Source organism: Acinetobacter sp. YH16031 (assembly GCF_013417335.1).
GTDB lineage: Bacteria > Pseudomonadota > Gammaproteobacteria > Pseudomonadales > Moraxellaceae > Acinetobacter.
The window spans coordinates 18,286-35,869 of sequence record NZ_VPED01000033.1 but is presented as its reverse complement, the minus strand read 5'-3'; the positions used below and the strand labels follow the sequence as shown (position 1 = coordinate 35,869).

At 42.0% G+C, this 17,584-nt stretch carries 20 protein-coding genes and 1 tRNA gene; 3 read left to right on the top strand and 18 right to left on the bottom strand.

Annotated features, from left to right (window positions below; translation table 11 throughout):
- Nucleotides 1-116 precede the first annotated feature (116 nt).
- A complete protein-coding gene (locus FTV31_RS13110) occupies nucleotides 117-548 on the bottom strand; it encodes an MATE family efflux transporter (protein WP_257227190.1) in 432 nt (143 codons plus the stop codon).
- Nucleotides 549-955: 407 nt separating this feature from the next.
- Nucleotides 956-1,366, bottom strand: coding sequence for a GFA family protein (locus FTV31_RS13105; protein ID WP_180015242.1), 411 nt, complete (start codon nucleotides 1,364-1,366; stop codon nucleotides 956-958).
- Between the two features lie 161 nt (nucleotides 1,367-1,527).
- Between FTV31_RS13105 and FTV31_RS13100 the strand changes: the two genes are divergently transcribed.
- Nucleotides 1,528-1,971, top strand: coding sequence for a PaaI family thioesterase (locus FTV31_RS13100; protein WP_180015240.1), 444 nt, complete (start codon nucleotides 1,528-1,530; stop codon nucleotides 1,969-1,971).
- A gap of 12 nt (nucleotides 1,972-1,983) precedes the next feature.
- Here the strand turns inward: FTV31_RS13100 and FTV31_RS13095 are convergent, their stop codons facing one another.
- Nucleotides 1,984-2,427, bottom strand: coding sequence for a hypothetical protein (locus tag FTV31_RS13095; protein WP_166138302.1), 444 nt, complete (start codon nucleotides 2,425-2,427; stop codon nucleotides 1,984-1,986).
- Between the two features lie 236 nt (nucleotides 2,428-2,663).
- Between FTV31_RS13095 and FTV31_RS13090 the strand changes: the two genes are divergently transcribed.
- A tRNA-Asn gene (locus FTV31_RS13090) sits at nucleotides 2,664-2,739 on the top strand.
- A 356-nt stretch (nucleotides 2,740-3,095) separates the two neighbouring features.
- On the opposite strand, the gene FTV31_RS13085 is transcribed toward FTV31_RS13090, so the two are convergent.
- From FTV31_RS13085 to FTV31_RS13035, 11 genes are all read right to left on the bottom strand, one after another.
- On the bottom strand, nucleotides 3,096-3,749 hold the full coding sequence (locus FTV31_RS13085) for a tRNA-(ms[2]io[6]A)-hydroxylase (RefSeq protein WP_179992703.1): 654 nt from the start codon (nucleotides 3,747-3,749) through the stop codon (nucleotides 3,096-3,098).
- 15 nt (nucleotides 3,750-3,764) lie between these two features.
- On the bottom strand, nucleotides 3,765-4,490 hold the full coding sequence (gene pdxJ / locus FTV31_RS13080) for a pyridoxine 5'-phosphate synthase (protein ID WP_180015238.1): 726 nt from the start codon (nucleotides 4,488-4,490) through the stop codon (nucleotides 3,765-3,767).
- Between the two features lie 13 nt (nucleotides 4,491-4,503).
- A complete protein-coding gene (locus tag FTV31_RS13075; RefSeq protein WP_180015236.1) occupies nucleotides 4,504-5,214 on the bottom strand; it encodes a DNA repair protein RecO in 711 nt (236 codons plus the stop codon).
- Nucleotides 5,215-5,225: 11 nt separating this feature from the next.
- Nucleotides 5,226-5,423: an NF038104 family lipoprotein gene (locus FTV31_RS13070; RefSeq protein ID WP_034593121.1), complete on the bottom strand. Its 198-nt coding sequence runs from the start codon at nucleotides 5,421-5,423 to the stop codon at nucleotides 5,226-5,228.
- A gap of 18 nt (nucleotides 5,424-5,441) precedes the next feature.
- Nucleotides 5,442-6,470, bottom strand: a complete 1,029-nt coding sequence (era, locus tag FTV31_RS13065; RefSeq protein ID WP_004784513.1) for a GTPase Era — start codon at nucleotides 6,468-6,470, stop codon at nucleotides 5,442-5,444.
- Nucleotides 6,470-7,168, bottom strand: a complete 699-nt coding sequence (gene rnc / locus FTV31_RS13060) for a ribonuclease III (RefSeq protein WP_004784515.1) — start codon at nucleotides 7,166-7,168, stop codon at nucleotides 6,470-6,472. Before rnc ends, era begins: the two co-directional genes overlap by 1 nt.
- Entirely contained in the window at nucleotides 7,140-7,511 is a 372-nt protein-coding gene (locus FTV31_RS13055; RefSeq protein WP_034703931.1) for a DUF4845 domain-containing protein, read from the bottom strand. Before FTV31_RS13055 ends, rnc begins: the two co-directional genes overlap by 29 nt.
- A 24-nt stretch (nucleotides 7,512-7,535) precedes the next feature.
- Complete coding sequence (gene lepB / locus FTV31_RS13050; RefSeq protein WP_180015234.1) at nucleotides 7,536-8,363, bottom strand: signal peptidase I; 828 nt, start codon at nucleotides 8,361-8,363, stop codon at nucleotides 7,536-7,538.
- 21 nt (nucleotides 8,364-8,384) lie between these two features.
- On the bottom strand, nucleotides 8,385-10,202 hold the full coding sequence (gene lepA / locus FTV31_RS13045) for a translation elongation factor 4 (RefSeq protein ID WP_180002815.1): 1,818 nt from the start codon (nucleotides 10,200-10,202) through the stop codon (nucleotides 8,385-8,387).
- Nucleotides 10,203-10,462: 260 nt separating this feature from the next.
- Complete coding sequence (locus FTV31_RS13040; RefSeq protein ID WP_180015232.1) at nucleotides 10,463-10,948, bottom strand: thioesterase family protein; 486 nt, start codon at nucleotides 10,946-10,948, stop codon at nucleotides 10,463-10,465.
- A gap of 124 nt (nucleotides 10,949-11,072) precedes the next feature.
- Nucleotides 11,073-12,458 (bottom strand): Do family serine endopeptidase, encoded by a 1,386-nt coding sequence (locus tag FTV31_RS13035; protein WP_125279350.1) that lies wholly within the window; start codon nucleotides 12,456-12,458, stop codon nucleotides 11,073-11,075.
- A gap of 236 nt (nucleotides 12,459-12,694) precedes the next feature.
- Between FTV31_RS13035 and nadB the strand changes: the two genes are divergently transcribed.
- A complete protein-coding gene (nadB, locus tag FTV31_RS13030; RefSeq protein WP_180015230.1) occupies nucleotides 12,695-14,323 on the top strand; it encodes an L-aspartate oxidase in 1,629 nt (542 codons plus the stop codon).
- 117 nt (nucleotides 14,324-14,440) lie between these two features.
- Here nadB and FTV31_RS13025 read toward each other — a convergent pair whose 3' ends face one another.
- The 4 genes from FTV31_RS13025 to pabC form a co-directional block, all read right to left on the bottom strand.
- Complete coding sequence (locus FTV31_RS13025) at nucleotides 14,441-14,881, bottom strand: PaaI family thioesterase (protein WP_171505604.1); 441 nt, start codon at nucleotides 14,879-14,881, stop codon at nucleotides 14,441-14,443.
- 91 nt (nucleotides 14,882-14,972) lie between these two features.
- Nucleotides 14,973-15,572, bottom strand: coding sequence for a dTMP kinase (gene tmk, locus FTV31_RS13020; RefSeq protein WP_180015228.1), 600 nt, complete (start codon nucleotides 15,570-15,572; stop codon nucleotides 14,973-14,975).
- A 2-nt stretch (nucleotides 15,573-15,574) separates the two neighbouring features.
- On the bottom strand, nucleotides 15,575-16,633 hold the full coding sequence (gene mltG, locus FTV31_RS13015) for an endolytic transglycosylase MltG (RefSeq protein ID WP_180015226.1): 1,059 nt from the start codon (nucleotides 16,631-16,633) through the stop codon (nucleotides 15,575-15,577).
- A gap of 1 nt (nucleotide 16,634) precedes the next feature.
- Nucleotides 16,635-17,450 carry an aminodeoxychorismate lyase gene (pabC, locus tag FTV31_RS13010; RefSeq protein WP_180015224.1) on the bottom strand — a complete coding sequence of 272 codons (816 nt, stop codon included), beginning with the start codon at nucleotides 17,448-17,450 and terminating at the stop codon, nucleotides 16,635-16,637.
- Nucleotides 17,451-17,584: the final 134 nt, after the last annotated feature.

The following is a 17,584-nucleotide window of genomic DNA, read 5'->3' as shown; positions in this document are numbered from 1 at the left end:
CGGATGCATATATTGCAGAAATTACTCAACGCTTGAATCATCGTCCAAGAAAAAGACTCGGCTTTAAAAGTCCGAGTCAGGTATTATGGCAACAACATGGTGTTGCACTTCAAATGCTAATCTAAGATATATAAAATACGTACTAACAAATGTGCTGGAAGCGTCCAAGCCAGTAACCATAAAAAAGGTTGAATCAAAGCCTGTAATGCACTATCTGCTTTTAACAGATGTAGCAAAGGATCTGCATGAGTTAATAGCCATCCTGCAAATACAGACAGGACGATGACAATAAGGATGCTCTGTTTCAGAATTTTTTGAATATCATCAAAAGCACGTCGCCCATATGCTTCAGCAAGTTCCTGCATCATACCCTGCAAAATCCCCGTCCCCGAAACAAATAATAAAGAATAAATAGATAAACACACAGCCATAGCAGCCACATGTTGCGGTGAGTAATGAGACAGGAAAATCATGTCAAATATTCCGACCAACATTATGATGCTATTACTCAAAAAAATCGGTACCCAAAGATGCAAAAACTGTTTCATTGCAAAATCACTCTATTCTTAATTCTTTTCTCGGGTTTTATTTTTAAACTGAATTATTTAAAACTGAGATATACAGTGGAAATCACATACAATCCTTGTGCCATAAATCTTTATATTTATTGATTTTTATAGAAAAGTTTAGTTTCTATCTTTAGTTCGCTTATAGAAAATAATAATTTATTGAGCTCAGAAACTATGAGTTTTTTTCGTTCCAATTTAACAATTTAATCAAAAGAAAGAATGATCATGACATGAAAAGCAGGATGCTATTTGAAATACGAACCTGCTAATCAGTATTTTTATTTAATGATATATATGCACTTATATAGTGTTCTTAATTTTAAAAAGATTATTTTCATCAGATAAAATCACCAGACTTGCTCTTCCTTTATCTAATGATATTCATTTCAGGAGTTAGGTTGCTGGAACATAGCAATTACCTCAGCTTCTGTCATTTTTTTGGTTTGATTGTTAAATGAATAAAATGCTGGCTGATGATCTATATAAATTTCTAAATTGAAATCCAGATCCTCTGGCAGTTGCTCCAAAGTAAATACATTAATATTGGCAAAGGAATGATCTTTGGTCCGCCAGAAAATAAAAGTACCACAGGCATTGCAAAAACCACGCTCTGCCCATTCAGAAGTACTTGCAACAGATAAATGCTGCTGATCAATAAAGTGAATATTTTCTATATCAATCGACATTAATGGTCCACTTGTCTGGCGGCGGCACATGGAACAATGACAGGCAGCAACTTCATGATTTCTGAGCTGAACTTCAAATCGAGTCGCTCCGCATAAACATCTCGCTTTCATGATTATTCTTCCTCGGTATTATTATTTTTAATCATTTTACCGGATTCATCATAAGTAAAAGGCTTTGTACATTTCCTCATACAATTTTTTATTGCTGATCGAAGCACCATCTGCCTAAACTTGTCATTCAAATCCAGTATTTAAAATAATAAGGACAAGCTATGGATCTCAAGAATCTTTCAGGTTTGCAGATTATGCAAGAGATGCTTAAGGGCAATCTGTCTATGCCTTCTATGGCAACCACCATTCCCATGTCTGCTGGCGAAGTCGAACCGGGACATGTGACCTTTTTTGTAAAAGCTGATGAACGCCATCTGAATCCTATGGGAGGTGTACATGGCGGTTTTGCCGCAACTGTTTTAGATACGGTAACAGGCTGCGCGATTCATACTTTACTTGAAGCCGGTGTCGGTTATGGCACAATTGATCTGAATGTAAAAATGTGCCGTCCAATTCCTCACAACCAAGAACTAAAAGCGATCGGAAAATCAATTAATCTCAGTAAAAACCTAGGTATTTCCGAAGGTCAAATTCTGGATGACGAAGGTCGTATTTATGCCCATGCCACAGCAACCTGTATGATTTTTCGCAATTCCGACCATTAACGTGTTTAAGGCTTAAAGTACGCCCCATTTCCCTTGCGGTGCTTTTACCAGCTTCGGCTGAGTCAAAGCCCGATATTCAAAATAATGCTTAGAAACATTCGATACACTAAGCACCTGAGTTTCTTTAGCAGAAGCCTGCCACACTTTAGACTGGTTCGACCCAGTCAGAAGATTGCCAGTAAGCGCATAAATATAAAGTTCTTTTTGCCGAGTTTCAGGCGTGTTCAGAAAGATCTCAAAGCTAAATTGGCGTTCTTGTTCGACCAACCACTTTTCTGCAAACCATAATTGCAGCAAGTCACCCAGATACAATTGTTTGGTCGCTAAGGGCCATAAACGGATTTCTGCACCAGCCACAGGGGTAAAGTATTGAGCTGAATCTTGAATAATATCGAGATAATGATCTTGATAAAAAGACAGTTGAGAGAAGATTTGAGGGATAGTGAGCGTATTCATTCGCTTTCTCCGGTTTAGCCATTTTTGTGCTGGCAAGTAGGTTTAAATCCACACTGTTTGACCATTTGGTCAAACGACTTTATGTTTTCAATCTAGCAAGTGAAATTTGTTCTGACAAGCATTTTTTAAGAATTTAATGCAATCGTTTAAATTAAAATCAGATAAGTGCAATTTGTAATAAATATGACAGTTTTTTCTTGACCCTTTGCAAAATCTCTCTATAATCGCATTCAGATTCTCCCATAGCTCAGTCGGTAGAGCGACGGACTGTTAATCCGCAGGTCCCTGGTTCGAGCCCAGGTGGGAGAGCCAAATTCAAGAAAGCCCAAGCATTTAAGACTTGGGCTTTTTTATTGCCTGAAATTTCATTTATAAAATGATTCGATTCTTCTTTTCTCTTATATATTCTTACTCTGCCCTTTTATTTACCTAGTTAGATTGGCTTATATTCTCGTTTAATCAAATGTGCTGTTATAAGCCGTTATTCTAAAATTGACGACAGCTTTTGCTATCTTGCACTTCAAGTTTTTCCTTCTAATCAAATTTTAAAATGCTTAGGCTATTTTAAATCCTTTCAATAGATAAATAAGCTAGGTAGCGAATCTTATATTTATAAAAAAATCCCCCGATTTGGAGGATATTTTTTAATGTCTTAATTGAGTAGCTTTTTAAGCTGCTTTTGCAGGCACACCACTGTGGAAACGGAACATTTCATCTGGACTAAGAATCAGATTCTTTTCTACTTCACGGATATGCTCAATTCGGCTTTGAATATCTTCTTGTGGATTTTTCAGTTTAGCGGTTTTTGCCACATCTAAAGCTAAGGCCAAGTAGTCCTCAAAATGGCGAGATTCAGATTTAAGCAAGTAACGGTAGTAACGTCCTAGCTCATCATCCACCAGCGGCGCAAGCGCATAGAATCGCTCACAAGAACGTGCTTCTACAAAAGCACCAATCACCAGCACATCAATTAATGCTTCGGGTTCATAGGTTCGGATTTCCTTACGCAAACCACCTGCATAACGCCCTGCACTGAGTCCAATCCATTGCTGGCCACGCTTATTCATGAATTCCAGCACCTGTTCATAGTGCAGCATTTCTTCACGGACCAGTTGCGCCAGTTTCACTTGTAAATCTACGAAGAAGCTATAGCGGAACATCAGGTTCATTGCTGTACTGGCTGCTTTCTTCTCACAGTTGGCATGATCCTGCATCAGGATCTCCAGATTCTGTAATGCCTCATCAAGCCAGGCTTTTGGTGTTTCACAACCCAAGAAGCCAATGACAGGCTTCATCAGTTCATCATAATCAATATTTGACATATATCTTTTGCAATCTTAACGCGCAGCTTTAATTGCAGCCTTCATTTGTTGTACAGCTTGCGCCAGACCAACAAAAACTGCATCAGCAATAATCGAGTGACCAATATTTAATTCATGAATTTGAGGAATTGCAGCAATTGGAGTGACATTATCCAGGTTCAGACCATGACCTGCATTGACCACCAAACCTTTAGAAGCCGCATACTCTGCCCCTTTGATAATACGCTCTAGTTCAACCTGCTGTGCTTCAGGCGTTGCTGCATCGGCATAAGCACCTGTATGAAGCTCAATTGTAGGTGCACCACAAGCCACTGCCGCATCAATCTGGGCAATGTCTGCATCAATAAATAGCGACACATCACAGCCAATCGCAGACAGTTCCTGCGTAGCTTTTTTCACATCTTCAAAATGACCAACGACATCCAAACCACCTTCAGTCGTCACTTCCTGACGTTTTTCCGGTACAAAACAGACATGCTGCGGCTGGATTTCTTTAGCAATCGCCACCATTTCATCAGTTACGGCCATTTCCAGATTCATATGGGTAGTTAATACCGGACGCATACGACGTACATCTTCGTCCTGAATATGTCGGCGGTCTTCGCGCAAATGCAGGGTAATTCCCTCTGCACCGGCCTGCTCACAGATCAATGCAGCATTGACTGGGTCTGGGTACGTCGTACCACGTGCTTGTCTTAAAGTTGCGACATGGTCAATATTGACACCAAGTAATGCAGCCATAATATTTTCCTAACTACGATTGAGATTGAGAATTTTGGATCCACAATTGTCGACTTTTTAGTGGTCGATCACCAAGCAAAGCAGTGATCACCTGTCGATATAGCTTCGTCAGTAATTGTAACTGTTCTGGATTAAAATCCCTACCATTTTCATAGTGCTGCATTGTTAAAATCTGCTGGCCCGACATGGTTGAACGTAAGGCTTTAGCCGAAGGCATAAAACCTTCATTCAACTGAAAATAGTAATGTTGCACGGGATTGATTGGTGCCTGATTGGCATCGACCGAAAAATCCAGTTCATAGCCTAGTTCTTCTAATAAGATATGTTCAAACTGACGCAGAACCTGTTTTAAATAAGTATTGGGATTTTCCTGATCGGAGAGTTTTTGCAAGGCATTCAACGTTTCGCCATATTTGGCAAAGGTCAGCGGCATTTGCACTTCAAGCGGACATAAACGCAACAGGATTTCATTCAGATAAAAGCCAGAAAAGAAGGCATCACCGAAAAAAAAGATCGGCTGATTAACAATTTCTAATTTGGTGAAGTTTTTCAGTTCAGATTTGCCTGAAGCTAACAAGCTGATGGGTTGATATTGGGGTGGAGGATTTTGTCTCAGTATCCCGTCGATACGGCCATATTCCTGGGTAAATAAATGCACAATATGACTGCGATCGCGATATTTACGATGATGAATCAGGTATCCATGCAGCACTTCATTACGCATAGGCTGCTTCTTTAATCTTTATTCTTTTTTGAGTTTTTCTCGTCTTCTTCGTCATCCCCATCAGGAATGGCGGCACCCACAACAGCCGCGGTCCCTTTGACCGCGTACTTTGTGGTTTTATAGGCAACTTTGGCAGGAACGGTCACTACTTTATGAATACAGCCCTGCAAAAATAAAACACATGCAATGACTGCCAGAAATTTCATCATGATCCGTTCCCGTCCAATTTAAATGTCGCTATAACCTAGACTTTTCAGTGCCCGCTCATCATCAGACCAGCCGCCTTTGACTTTCACCCAAAGCGTTAGCATGATTTTCTGCTCGAACATTTTTTCCATGTCGACACGAGCATCCATACCGATTTTTTTCAGCTTGGAGCCTTTTTCACCAATCACAATGGCTTTCTGGCCAGCACGATCAACGAAAATAGTCGCATCAATATAAGTACATGCCGGCTTCATACGACCTGTTTTTTCGTTCAGGGTCGGCTCTTCAGTTTTGAAAGATTCGATCTGAACAGTTAAATCGTATGGTAGTTCTTCACCTAACTGACGCATGATCTTTTCACGGATAATTTCAGAGGCCAGGAAACGCTCTGAACGATCGGTAAGCTGATCCAGTGAATATAGCGGCGGCTGGAATGGCAGATACTTGGCAATCGTATCGCGTAAGTGTTCGAGGTTGGCACCACGAAGTGCAGACACCGGTACGATTTCAGCAAAGTTCATCAGTTTGGCACGTTCACGAATCAGCGGTAAGGCCTCATTCTTGTTCTCGAACGTGTCCAGCTTGTTGATCACCAGAATGACTGGCATATCCGCATTTTTTAATTTCTCCAGAACAAGCTCATCGTTCTGGGTCCATTTTTGTGCATCAACTACAAACAGCACCAAGTTCACGTCACGCAATGCAGAGTGCGCAGCTCGGTTCATCATTTTATTGATGGCACGCACTTCTTTCTTATGCATCCCCGGTGTATCAACAAATACCGCCTGAGACTTTTCACGTGAATCAATCCCTACGATTTTATGACGTGTAGTTTGTGGTTTACGTGAAGTAATTGAAAGTTTCTGGCCCAGTAAGTGGTTCATCAAGGTTGATTTACCCACGTTTGGACGTCCGACAATCGCCACGAAACCGCTACGATAATCAGAAGGAATTTCAGTACCCTGTGCACTGAAAAATTGACTAATCAAGTCATTGCTGTCGCTTTGCGACTCGTGATCAGCATCAATGTGATCGGAATGAGTAGTCATTAAGACTTATGCTCCAAATGTTTTAAAATATCTGCCGCAACCGCCTGTTCAGCGAATCGTCGGCTTGAACCTTCACCGGCCATGACCGGCAAGCCTTCTACCTGGCATTCCACTTTGAAATGCTGGTTCGGGGCATCACCCTGAATATCTACAACCTCGTAAACTGGGAGAGGTTTTTTACGTGCTTGTAAATATTCCTGTAGGCGTGATTTAGGGTCTTTCAGTTGATCCGTTGGTTCTATATTGTCTAAATACGGCTCGTACCATTTTAGCACAATCGCCTGTAGTACAGTGAGATCACCGCAATCCACATAGATCGCACCAATGATGGCTTCGACCGTATCCGCAAGTATAGACTCACGATGATGACCACCCGATTTCAGCTCACCCGTACTGAGAATCAGGTTCTGACTCAATTTTAGATCATTGGCAATTTTCCCTAGCGCTTCCTGTCGGACAAGAGTCGCACGCATACGCGTCAGACGACCCTCATTTTCCTGTGGGTAAGCAGTAAAGAGATAATTGGCTATGATCATCCCTAAAAGAGAATCGCCTAGAAATTCTAGGCGTTCATAGTTGTGTTTATGACTGACTGAACGATGAGTCAATGCCAGTTTTAACAGATCAGCTTGTTTAAACTGATAGCCGATCCGCTTGGCAAGACGCTCATCATTTAGTTTTGACTGTGCTTTGATCAAAATCTTTCTCAAACTTCATCACTAAATCGATATTCAATATGAAATTCTTGCGAATTTCATAATTCTTGTGCACCTGTAAACCATCAGTATTGGTTACCTTGGCAATTTCATCAAACTTCAGATCGCGAATATTGTTCATTTCTAAACGCTGACCCATCTGCTGACGAAATTTTTCTGGTGCAATATTTGCCGGAGAACTCTTTAAAAGTTCCTCAATCTGATTGTCCACCATACGATCATCAAAGTATGGCCCCCAAACTGCAATCGCAACTTTGGCAAGAAAAGCAAACCCCACGATTGCAAATAAAATTCCAATATACGAAGCACCTTGTTGATGTTTCATTTTTTATTTTCCTGACTGAAATAATTAATCGATTATTCCGTTTCGACTAAACGATGGCAGTTTAAAGCCAGGTTCTTTATGCATCCAGATATAGAATGCGCGACCTGTTAAGTTTTCTTCCGGAACAAAGCCCCAGAAACGACTGTCAGCACTTTGATCGCGATTATCCCCCATCGCAAAGTAATGATTTTCTGGAACTTTCACTTCCCAATATAAACCATTTTCAGCTGAAAACTTACCATTTTCTATATAGTTAAGGAATGGAGCCTGACGAGCTACATTGACTCCTTCCAGCTCACGCATAGTGAAGGTATGTTCGCCAATGGTTTCTTTATGATAAATCGAATTTGGCGTATCCAGGCGATCTTTTTCACGACTGAATTCTACTGGAACTTTTGCTACTTTCTCACCATTAATGGTTAACTGGCCATGATCATAAACAATATGATCACCTGGCAAACCAATTACACGTTTGATATAGCTAATCGTTGGTTGTGGTGGATAACGGAAGACCACGACATCACCACGTTCCGGGCTACCTGTATCCAGAATTTTTGTATTTACAATCGGTAATTTCACACCATAGTCAAATTTATTGACCAGGATAAAATCACCGGTTTCCAGTGTTGGAACCATAGAATCTGATGGAATATTGAAAGGTTCGTACAGGAAAGAACGCAATACTAAAACGACGGCCAAAACCGGCCAGAAATCATAAGCCCAAGTAATAATGAAGTTTTCATTGCCCTTGCCTTTGGTCTGTCGTTGTTTCAGAACAAATTTATCCAGCAACCAGACCACGACGAAAAATAAGGTCGCAGGAACAAGAATCAAATTAAAATCAAAATCCATGGGCTTATTATCCTTATAGTATTAGCGTTCGACTTTCAGTACAGCTAAGAACGCTTCTTGTGGAATTTCAACACTACCCACCTGTTTCATACGTTTCTTACCTTCTTTCTGTTTTGCAAGAAGTTTCTTCTTACGTGATACGTCACCACCATAACATTTTGCCAATACGTTTTTACGCATTGCTTTTACAGTAGAACGGGCAATAATTTGCGCACCAATAGCCGCCTGAATTGCCACATCAAACATCTGACGAGGAATCAGGTCTTTCATTTTTTCAACCAGTGCAATTCCACGGTGACGTGCATCCTGGCGATGGCAAATCATTGCTAAAGCATCGACTTTTTCACCATTGATCAGGACATCCACTTTCACCAGTGATGAACTTTCAAAACGCACAAAGTTGTAATCTAGTGACGCAAAACCACGTGAACAAGATTTCAATTTATCAAAGAAATCCATCACCACTTCGGCCATTGGAATTTCAAAAGTAACGGATACCTGATTCGCCATGAACTTCATGTCTTTTTGTACACCACGGCGCTCAATACATAGGGTCATCACATTACCTAAGTATTCTTGTGGTACCAAGATATGACATTCTGCAATTGGTTCACGCAGGTCTTCAACAGTTGAGCCATCTGGCATTTTTGACGGGCTATCGATGTAAATGGTATTGCCATTTTTCATCACTGCTTCATAAATTACCGTTGGTGCTGAAGAGATCAAATCCAGATCGTATTCACGTTCTAGACGCTCCTGTACGATCTCCATGTGCAGCATACCTAAGAAGCCACAGCGGAAACCGAAGCCTAGAGCATCAGAACTTTCTGGTTCGAAGAACAACGCAGAGTCATTGATTTGCAGTTTATGCAATGCTTCACGGAAAGGTTCAAAATCACTGGAATCGATTGGGAACAGGCCCGCATAGACCTGTGGTTTTACTTTTTTAAAGCCAGGTAATGTTGGAACTTCTGGAGTAGTTGCCAGCGTAATGGTATCACCGACTGGTGCGCCAAAAATGTCTTTAATACCGGCAATCACGAAACCAACTTCACCCGCTTCAAGGATATCGGTTTCAGTATGCTTCGGATTGAAAATACCGACTGAAGTGATGATATGTGTCTGACCAGTCGATTTCACCAGCATCTTGTCGCCTTTGCGAACACGCCCCTGTTTCACACGAACCAGAGATACCACGCCCAGGTAGTTATCGAACCATGAGTCAATAATCAACGCTTGCAGCGGTGCATCACGTTCACCTGTTGGTGCAGGAATGACATTCACCAGCGTTTCAAGTACACCTTCAATACCTAGGCCAGTTTTTGCTGAACAGGTCGGTGCTTCAGTCGCTTCAATCCCGATAATATCTTCAATTTCCTGAATTACACGTTCGGGTTCAGCTTGTGGCAAGTCAATCTTGTTCAGTACTGGTAAAACTTCCAGACCCTGCTCAATCGCGGTATAGCAGTTTGCAACAGACTGCGCTTCTACCCCTTGCGCTGCATCTACAACGAGAAGTGCACCTTCACAGGCCGCCAAAGAACGTGAAACTTCATAAGAGAAATCCACGTGTCCCGGGGTATCAATGAAGTTCAACTGATACTCTTGGCCATTGGGATGGGTATAGTACAAGGTGACCGAAGTCGCTTTGATGGTAATCCCACGTTCGCGTTCAAGTTCCATAGAATCAAGAACTTGAGCCTGCATTTCACGATCCTGCAAACCACCACAAGTTTGAATAAAACGATCTGCCAGAGTCGATTTACCGTGGTCAATATGCGCAATAATCGAGAAGTTACGAATGTTTTTAATATCAACAGATTTTTTAGCTTGCGCCATGGGCTACCTTGAGAAAAAAACGCGCTATGCAATTTAAAAAGTCATTGCATAACAAAAGCCGAATAGAAATTGCCGAGGATTATAGCAGAATGGAGATACAGAAAAAGAATTATCTTTCTTCTCTCTCGCCTATCTTAAATACATAACCGCTTTATGTTTTATTTTCTTTTCCTCAGCTTTTTTTCAAGAAAACAGCTTGTTAAATGGGTTGCCTCCTATTTGGTAGCTACACTCTATTCAATCTCGATATCATTACCTTATTAGATTGATTCTTCTCTTATCGCCTTTGCTTCTTCACTCAAATATAAAGTAGAAAAATCATAAGGGTTAATACTGTCTGAGAGAGGCTGATAAGTTTGGGTAAAACTTGGCGACATACGCTTCGGACGACCCGACGCAATTTCGATACAGGCCCACTGCGTGCTACCGGTAAATAGGACATTCTGATCCTTTGGACGATAAAAAGCATACTGTCTGAATGAATACAAGGCATTCAGATCACTTAACCAGGTTCTTAAAATCAGTTCATCCCCTTCAAATGCCGCTTTGCGATACTGGACATGATGTTCAACTGCAACCATGGCATGTTTAAGTTGCAAATATTCATTTAAACCGAGTCCTAATTGCTCGATATGGGCCGAGGCCACATCCTGCATCCACTGCACATAAACTACGTTATTCACATGTCCTAGACGATCAATATGTTCAGGTTGTACCTTCAAAACTTGGTCAAAAATACCGGTCACTTTTCTCTAATCCTTTATCGCAATTTTTTCTATGTACAGAGTCTACAGAAATTATGCCTCGGGTAAATTGCGAAGAATAAAAAACCGCCTATACAAGCGGTCTTTTATTGAAGATTCATTTATTTTATGAAATGCGCATCCCGACAATGGCACGTTGACCCTGACGAATCAGACCGACACGGGCAACACTGCCTTTTTTTAGATCTGCCACAGCTTCCACAAACTGGTTACTGTTCAAGATTGCTTTACCATTGATTTGAGTCACGACATCATTTGGCATAATCCGTGCCTGAGCTGCGATCCCGTCTCTACGAACATCTTGAATGACTACACCACCCTTAATCTCTAAACGTTCTTTTTCAGCCGGGCTTAATTCACGAATAGTAACGCCTAATACCGGACCTTTATTTGGCTGAGCCTGGTTACCTGCTTTGGCTGGCGTTTCATCTGGCGCAGTCGTGAGTGTTGCATTGATACTACGACGTTTATCATCACGTAATACTTCTAACTGGATCTGCTGTTTAGGCGCAGAACGGTTCAAATAGTTCAGCAACTGGCTAGTGCGTGAAATATCAGTACCATTGTATTTTAAAATCACATCACCGGCTTGCAGACCCGCTTTAGCCGCAGGCGAGTTTGGTGCCACCTGAGTAATTAAAGAACCTTCTGGCTTAGATAATTTATAAGATTCAGCCAAAGTACGGTCGATATCTTGCAGACTTACACCCAGATAAGAACGGGTCACCTTACCATCGCGTTTCAGCTGGTCAGCGACTTCCATAGCGACATCAATGGGAATCGAAAATGACAGACCCATATAACCGCCAGTACCACTGAAGATTCGTGAGTTCACCCCCACCACTTCACCACGCTGATTAAATAATGGTCCACCCGAGTTCCCCGGGTTGAGGGCAACGTCAGTTTGAATAAATGGTACGGCTGTTTCGCCCATCATGTTACGCATCTTGGCACTGACAATGCCGGCGGAAGCGGAGTAGTCAAAACCAAAAGGCGAACCGATTGCTAGTACAGGCTCACCTACACGTAATTTATCAACATCACCAGTACGCAGTTCCGGGAAACCTGAACCATTGACTTTCAATAAAGCGACGTCAGTACGCTCGTCACTTCCCACAACTGTCGCATCAATTTCCCGACGATCATTCAAGGTAATTGTCACTTTAGACGCATCTTCAACTACGTGGTGGTTGGTCAGCAGATAGCCATCCTTACTAATGAAGAAGGCACTCCCATATCCGGTTTTTTCCTGCGGTACACGTGGCTGCGGAATAATCACCTGATTACCAAAGAAACGGCGTAAAATTTCAGGAACCTGTTGTTGCAAGAGCTCTTCTTCGCTCATTTTCTTGACAACACTCACACTGACAACTGCCGGACTAACCTGATCAACCAGGTTAGAAAAATCGACGGGTGTTACTGCCTGTAACTGAGCAGCACTCATGGTAACAGTCGCTGCAAATAATCCTTTTTTTAAATCCAGAATTTTCATATAAATTATTCACCCAAATTGTTGATAAATTTATGTAAATAGGTTTTATCACAAACTTCATATATTTTAAGTAACAATATGTTCGAAAGCTTGAATGTTGGCAACCTTTAATTTTTCTAAAGCATTAAGTTAAAGCTTTTATTAATTTTTTTCATCAATAAATGAGCACTTAAACGCTTGCCTTTTGTACAAAAAAGCGCTCTGATTAACGGACTTTTTTCAATTAGCTGATGGACATGTCTAATTTTCCCCTTACCCATCATTTTGACGTGATCATTGTGGGCAGTGGTGGTGCCGGTCTTAGTCTAGCACTTTCTTTGCCTGAACATTTTAATATTGCAGTTCTTGCCAAATCCACCCTGACCGATGCCAGTACCTATTATGCACAAGGCGGCGTTGCAGCAGTACTGGATGAGACAGACTCGATTGAACAGCATATTGATGACACCATGATTGCAGGTGTACATCTGTGTGAAATGGATGCGGTGAAGCAGACGGTTGAAGGTGGTAAGCCTTCGGTGGATTTTCTGCTGAAACACGGCGTGCAATTTACCCTGGATGAGCAGGAACAATTACATTTGACCCGTGAAGGCGGCCATTCACAGCGCCGAATCATTCACGCAGCTGATGCGACTGGGCGTGCCATTTCTACCACGTTGGTACAGCGCGCTCAGGAAAAAGAAAATATTACCATCTTTGAAAATTACATTGCGATTGATCTGATCTGCTCACAAAAACTGGGCTTAGATGGTGAAAATCGCGCTTTAGGTTTATATGCACTCAATGAAGCAAGTGCACAAGTCCACACTTTCTTAGCTCCATTTACTGCTCTGGCTTGTGGCGGTGCGATGAAAGCCTATCTTTATACCTCGAACCCTGATATCGCGACCGGTGATGGGATTGCGATGGCTTATCGTGCCGGTTGCCGGGTTGCCAATATGGAATTCAACCAGTTCCATCCGACCTGTTTATATCATCCGCAAGCCCGTTCATTCCTGATCACAGAAGCTATGCGTGGTGAAGGTGCGTATTTACGCCTACCTGATGGTGAGCGTTTTATGCTGCGTTTTGATGAGCGTGCTGAACTGGCACCACGTGATATTGTGGCACGCGCGATTGACTATGAAATTAAACGTCTGGGCATTCGTCATGTCTGGCTAGACATTACCCATAAAGATGAAAGCTTCATCAAGGAACACTTTCCAACCTTATATGCACGTCTGCTAGAGCTTGGCATCGACATCACCAAGGAAATGATTCCTGTGGTTCCTGCTGCGCATTATACCTGTGGCGGTGTGGTCGTAGATGAAAACAGTCAGACCGATATTGCCGGACTCTATGCCATTGGTGAAACATCCTATACCGGCTTACATGGTGCTAACCGCATGGCCAGTAACTCACTTTTAGAATGTTTTGTGTATGGCATGAGTGCTGCCAAACATATTCAGGAAAATTTCAAGGCAGATCAAGCAATCCCTGAGGTACCAGAATGGGATGATTCTCAGGTCACTAATCCTGATGAAGATGTAGTTATTCTGCAAAACTGGGACGAGCTGCGTCAGACCATGTGGAACTATGTCGGTATTGTGCGTACCACTAAACGTCTGGAACGTGCCCTGCACCGGATTGAGATGTTGAAGAAAGAAATTAATGAGTATTATCAGGATTATCAGGTGAGCAAAAACTTGATCGAGCTGCGTAATCTGGTATTGGTTTCAGAGATGATTGTACGTTGTGCCATGCAACGTAAGGAATCCCGTGGCCTGCATTTCACCCTGGATTATCCAGAATTGCTGCCTGAGCTACGTAAAACCGTACTGATTCCACCAAGTTTTGAAGTAGAAACTCCTTTGGTGAATGCTTAAAGATATAAATAAGGCAGATAATATTTTTAAATGTTATCTGCCTTTTCTTTGGCTCTGATTTTTTAAATTTTTAGAATAATCAGGATTTAAATAAAGCATATGATTTGTAAGAGTTAATCAGCATTTTAAGGAATGCACGTGTTCTTTACGTGGTGGAACCGAATAGGTTGCTGTCACATGGGCAACCGGCTCTTCCTGATCAATCGAATAAATCCAGACTTCTCCCACAATGAGCGCCTTCCCCACTTTCATCAATTTACTTTCCCCTCGCAGATCAACACCACCCGAAGGTTTACGCAGAAAATTGATATTCAAGTTCGTGGTCACTGCCAGACCAACCAGTCCAATCTCACCGAGGATCGCAATATATAAAGCCAGATCGGCCAAGGTCATCATGGTGGGTCCAGACACTGTGCCGCCGGGGCGCAATTCCTGCTCACTCACGCGATACAGTACGGTTGCACCCTGAGGCACTACAGCTTCGATCTGGCACTTTTCCAGGCTCTGCGGAAATTCCTGCTGTAAAAACTGGATGATTTCTTCTCTTGTACTTTTCATCATGTTTTATCTTCCTGATTTATTCCAATATAGAAGATTCTTCCTTGAAATAACTAGAGAAAAGTATGCCAAAAATGTCTTTAGAATAAAATTATTTTAAATAAGACAGCGCCTGTTCAAACACCTGATCCGGTGTTTGAGTTGCATCCAGACATTTAATCCGCTCTGGATGACGCTGGCATAGTGTTGCATATCCAGCGCGAACTTTCTCAAAGAAAGTAACTTTCTCTTGCTCAAACCGATCCAGCACACCTCGGGCACGAGCGCGATTCATACCCAGTTCAATCGGTGCATCCAGCCAAAACGTAATATCTGGCATACGTTCCACAAAATTTTGATTTAACAGATTCAGCTTGTCTTCACTGAGTCCACGTCCTGCACATTGATAGGCAAAACTGGCATCACTGAAGCGATCACATAAGACAATTTTTCCAGCATTTAAAGCGGGTAAAATCACTTGTGCCAGATGCTGGGCACGTGCCGCATACATCAGCAATAACTCTGTATCATGGCACATCGCTTCTTCGTGGTTTACGGCCAATAACAGCGAACGAATCTGTTCTGCCATTGGTGTGCCACCCGGCTCGCGGGTCAACACGACCTCTTTACCTTGAGCAATAAAATCATCATAGATACGACGAATGAGTGTGGTTTTCCCTACACCCTCAGTGCCTTCAAAGCTGATAAACATGCTCATTCCTTATTTTTTGAACGTAAAACAGAAAGATACTCTTGCACTGCTCTATTGTGGTCTTGCAGACTGCTGCTGAATTTATGCCCACCATTACCCGTTGCAACAAAATAAATATTTTGTGAATTGTCCGGATGCATCGCTGCTTCAATGGCTTTCTTGCTTGGCAAGGCAATCGGTGTCGGTGGTAAGCCAGCCATGGTATAGGTGTTATAGGGTGTTGGAGTGCGTAAATCCTGACGGGTGATATTACCCTTGTAATTCTCACCCATACCATAAATTACGGTTGGATCTGTCTGTAGACGCATGCCGATTTTCAAACGGCGCACAAATACACCAGATACCTGTTGTAACTCGCTATCCAGACTGGTTTCTTTTTCAATGATCGATGCCATGATTAGCGCTTCATATTTATTCTGATATGGCAGATCTGAAGCACGTTTTTCCCAAGCCTGATCCAGAGACTTCATCTGGCGCTGATAAAGATCGGTTAGGATCTTGCGATCCGTTTCGCCTTTGGCAAAGAAATAGGTATCCGGAGCAAACAGACCTTCAGGATGATTAAATGGAATATTGAGTTCTTTGAGCAATTGATCGGTTGGCAAATTCACCACTTCTTTAGTTACCAGATCATCTTTCTTTAAGGCATCAATCAGCTGTTTAAAAGTCGTACCTTCAATCACCAGAATCCGGTTCATCTGAGCATTTTCTGCATTAGAAATCATGTCCAGCACTGCACGAATACTCATACCTTGAGGAATTTCATAAACACCCGCCTTCATGGTGTCATGAATCATGATGCGCTGATACAGCTTTAAAATAATCGGAAAGCTGACATGATTTTCTTTGGCCAGCCGATCAATAAATCCAGAATAGGTTTCACCGTTACTAATTGCCAGTAACTGTTTTTGATCTTCTACAGGATAATCTTTCCATAGGCTAGCTTTCAGGATCAACCCTAGAACCAGGAGTATCCCGATTAGAAATAGAACTATCCCTTTCATGAAACCAGGGCGTTTGGCATTATTTTTCTTTTTGGTTTTAGACTTGGAAGCTGACATATTAATAAGGCATCTGGTTCAATCGAAGACGGTTAAAAAGTTCAATACAAGCATCTACATTTAAAGCACGCTGCTCAAATTGAGTGACAATTTTCATCGGACTGAGCGCATTGCAGAAAAACAGGCTGTCGATATGGGGAATTTCATCCATTTCCACATCACGCTGCTGACAGATAATGCCCTGATCATGCATACGTTGCAAAATTTCTGCACGCATCACACCGAAGACGCCATTATAACGAAGTTCTGGTGTAATCCATGTATTGTTTATACGAATGAAGCAATTACTGCTCACCCCTTCAACAATCGTGCCCTGCACATCAGTGACCAATGCTTCCGGCCAGCCATGCTGATTCGCTTCCTGTTTAAGCAAAACCTGTTCCAGACGGTTTAAGGTTTTCAACCCAACCAGATTCGGCATACTGAGACCAATGGCCTGTTGCAACACACCCGTCTGAATCTGTTCATAATTGAAGTCCTGTACAGTTTTCGGATAATAGAACACCCAAAGATCTGCCGGATGGTCTGGCAGGCTATAACCACGCTGCCCTATACCACGACTCAGTACAATCTTTAAGGTGCCGTTCAGTTCAGCTTCTGATTTCAATAACGCTTGCAAACTTTTTTCAATCAGGTCCAGATCAGCCTGCAAACTTAATTTTTGCTGGCTCATCCTTAAACGGGCTAGATGACGGTCTGCCAACTCGATTCGGTTTCGACGGATGCGTGCGGTAGTAAAGCAACCATCACCATAATGAAAGGCACGATCCAGCACATCTATATCTTTGACAGGTTGAGCATTTTTTAAATACAGCATGCTTTTAAGGCCTCTCTGATGACGGATAGAGCGATGAAATATAAGCTCTGTCTATATATCTGTTTTACTCACATAAAATTCGTTTTTAATTATTTTTTATGCAAAAAAACTCCAGCTATTCTTGCCCCATCCAA

What these genes read in the sequence shown, in the direction of transcription:
- FTV31_RS13105 (WP_180015242.1), bottom strand. Translation starts at nt 1,366, where the DNA reads ATGAAAGCGAGATGTTTATGCGGAGCGACTCGATTTGAAGTTCAGCTC.
- era (WP_004784513.1), bottom strand. Translation starts at nt 6,470, where the DNA reads ATGACTACTCATTCCGATCACATTGATGCTGATCACGAGTCGCAAAGC.
- FTV31_RS13110 (WP_257227190.1), bottom strand. Translation starts at nt 548, where the DNA reads ATGAAACAGTTTTTGCATCTTTGGGTACCGATTTTTTTGAGTAATAGC.
- FTV31_RS13075 (WP_180015236.1), bottom strand. Translation starts at nt 5,214, where the DNA reads ATGCGTAATGAAGTGCTGCATGGATACCTGATTCATCATCGTAAATAT.
- lepB (WP_180015234.1), bottom strand. Translation starts at nt 8,363, where the DNA reads ATGGATTTTGATTTTAATTTGATTCTTGTTCCTGCGACCTTATTTTTC.
- FTV31_RS13035 (WP_125279350.1), bottom strand. Translation starts at nt 12,458, where the DNA reads ATGAAAATTCTGGATTTAAAAAAAGGATTATTTGCAGCGACTGTTACC.
- FTV31_RS13070 (WP_034593121.1), bottom strand. Translation starts at nt 5,423, where the DNA reads ATGATGAAATTTCTGGCAGTCATTGCATGTGTTTTATTTTTGCAGGGC.
- FTV31_RS13100 (WP_180015240.1), top strand. Translation starts at nt 1,528, where the DNA reads ATGGATCTCAAGAATCTTTCAGGTTTGCAGATTATGCAAGAGATGCTT.
- nadB (WP_180015230.1), top strand. Translation starts at nt 12,695, where the DNA reads ATGTCTAATTTTCCCCTTACCCATCATTTTGACGTGATCATTGTGGGC.
- tmk (WP_180015228.1), bottom strand. Translation starts at nt 15,572, where the DNA reads ATGTTTATCAGCTTTGAAGGCACTGAGGGTGTAGGGAAAACCACACTC.
- lepA (WP_180002815.1), bottom strand. Translation starts at nt 10,202, where the DNA reads ATGGCGCAAGCTAAAAAATCTGTTGATATTAAAAACATTCGTAACTTC.
- FTV31_RS13025 (WP_171505604.1), bottom strand. Translation starts at nt 14,881, where the DNA reads ATGAAAAGTACAAGAGAAGAAATCATCCAGTTTTTACAGCAGGAATTT.
- FTV31_RS13095 (WP_166138302.1), bottom strand. Translation starts at nt 2,427, where the DNA reads ATGAATACGCTCACTATCCCTCAAATCTTCTCTCAACTGTCTTTTTAT.
- mltG (WP_180015226.1), bottom strand. Translation starts at nt 16,633, where the DNA reads ATGTCAGCTTCCAAGTCTAAAACCAAAAAGAAAAATAATGCCAAACGC.
- pabC (WP_180015224.1), bottom strand. Translation starts at nt 17,450, where the DNA reads ATGCTGTATTTAAAAAATGCTCAACCTGTCAAAGATATAGATGTGCTG.
- pdxJ (WP_180015238.1), bottom strand. Translation starts at nt 4,490, where the DNA reads ATGGCTGCATTACTTGGTGTCAATATTGACCATGTCGCAACTTTAAGA.
- FTV31_RS13085 (WP_179992703.1), bottom strand. Translation starts at nt 3,749, where the DNA reads ATGTCAAATATTGATTATGATGAACTGATGAAGCCTGTCATTGGCTTC.
- FTV31_RS13055 (WP_034703931.1), bottom strand. Translation starts at nt 7,511, where the DNA reads ATGAAACATCAACAAGGTGCTTCGTATATTGGAATTTTATTTGCAATC.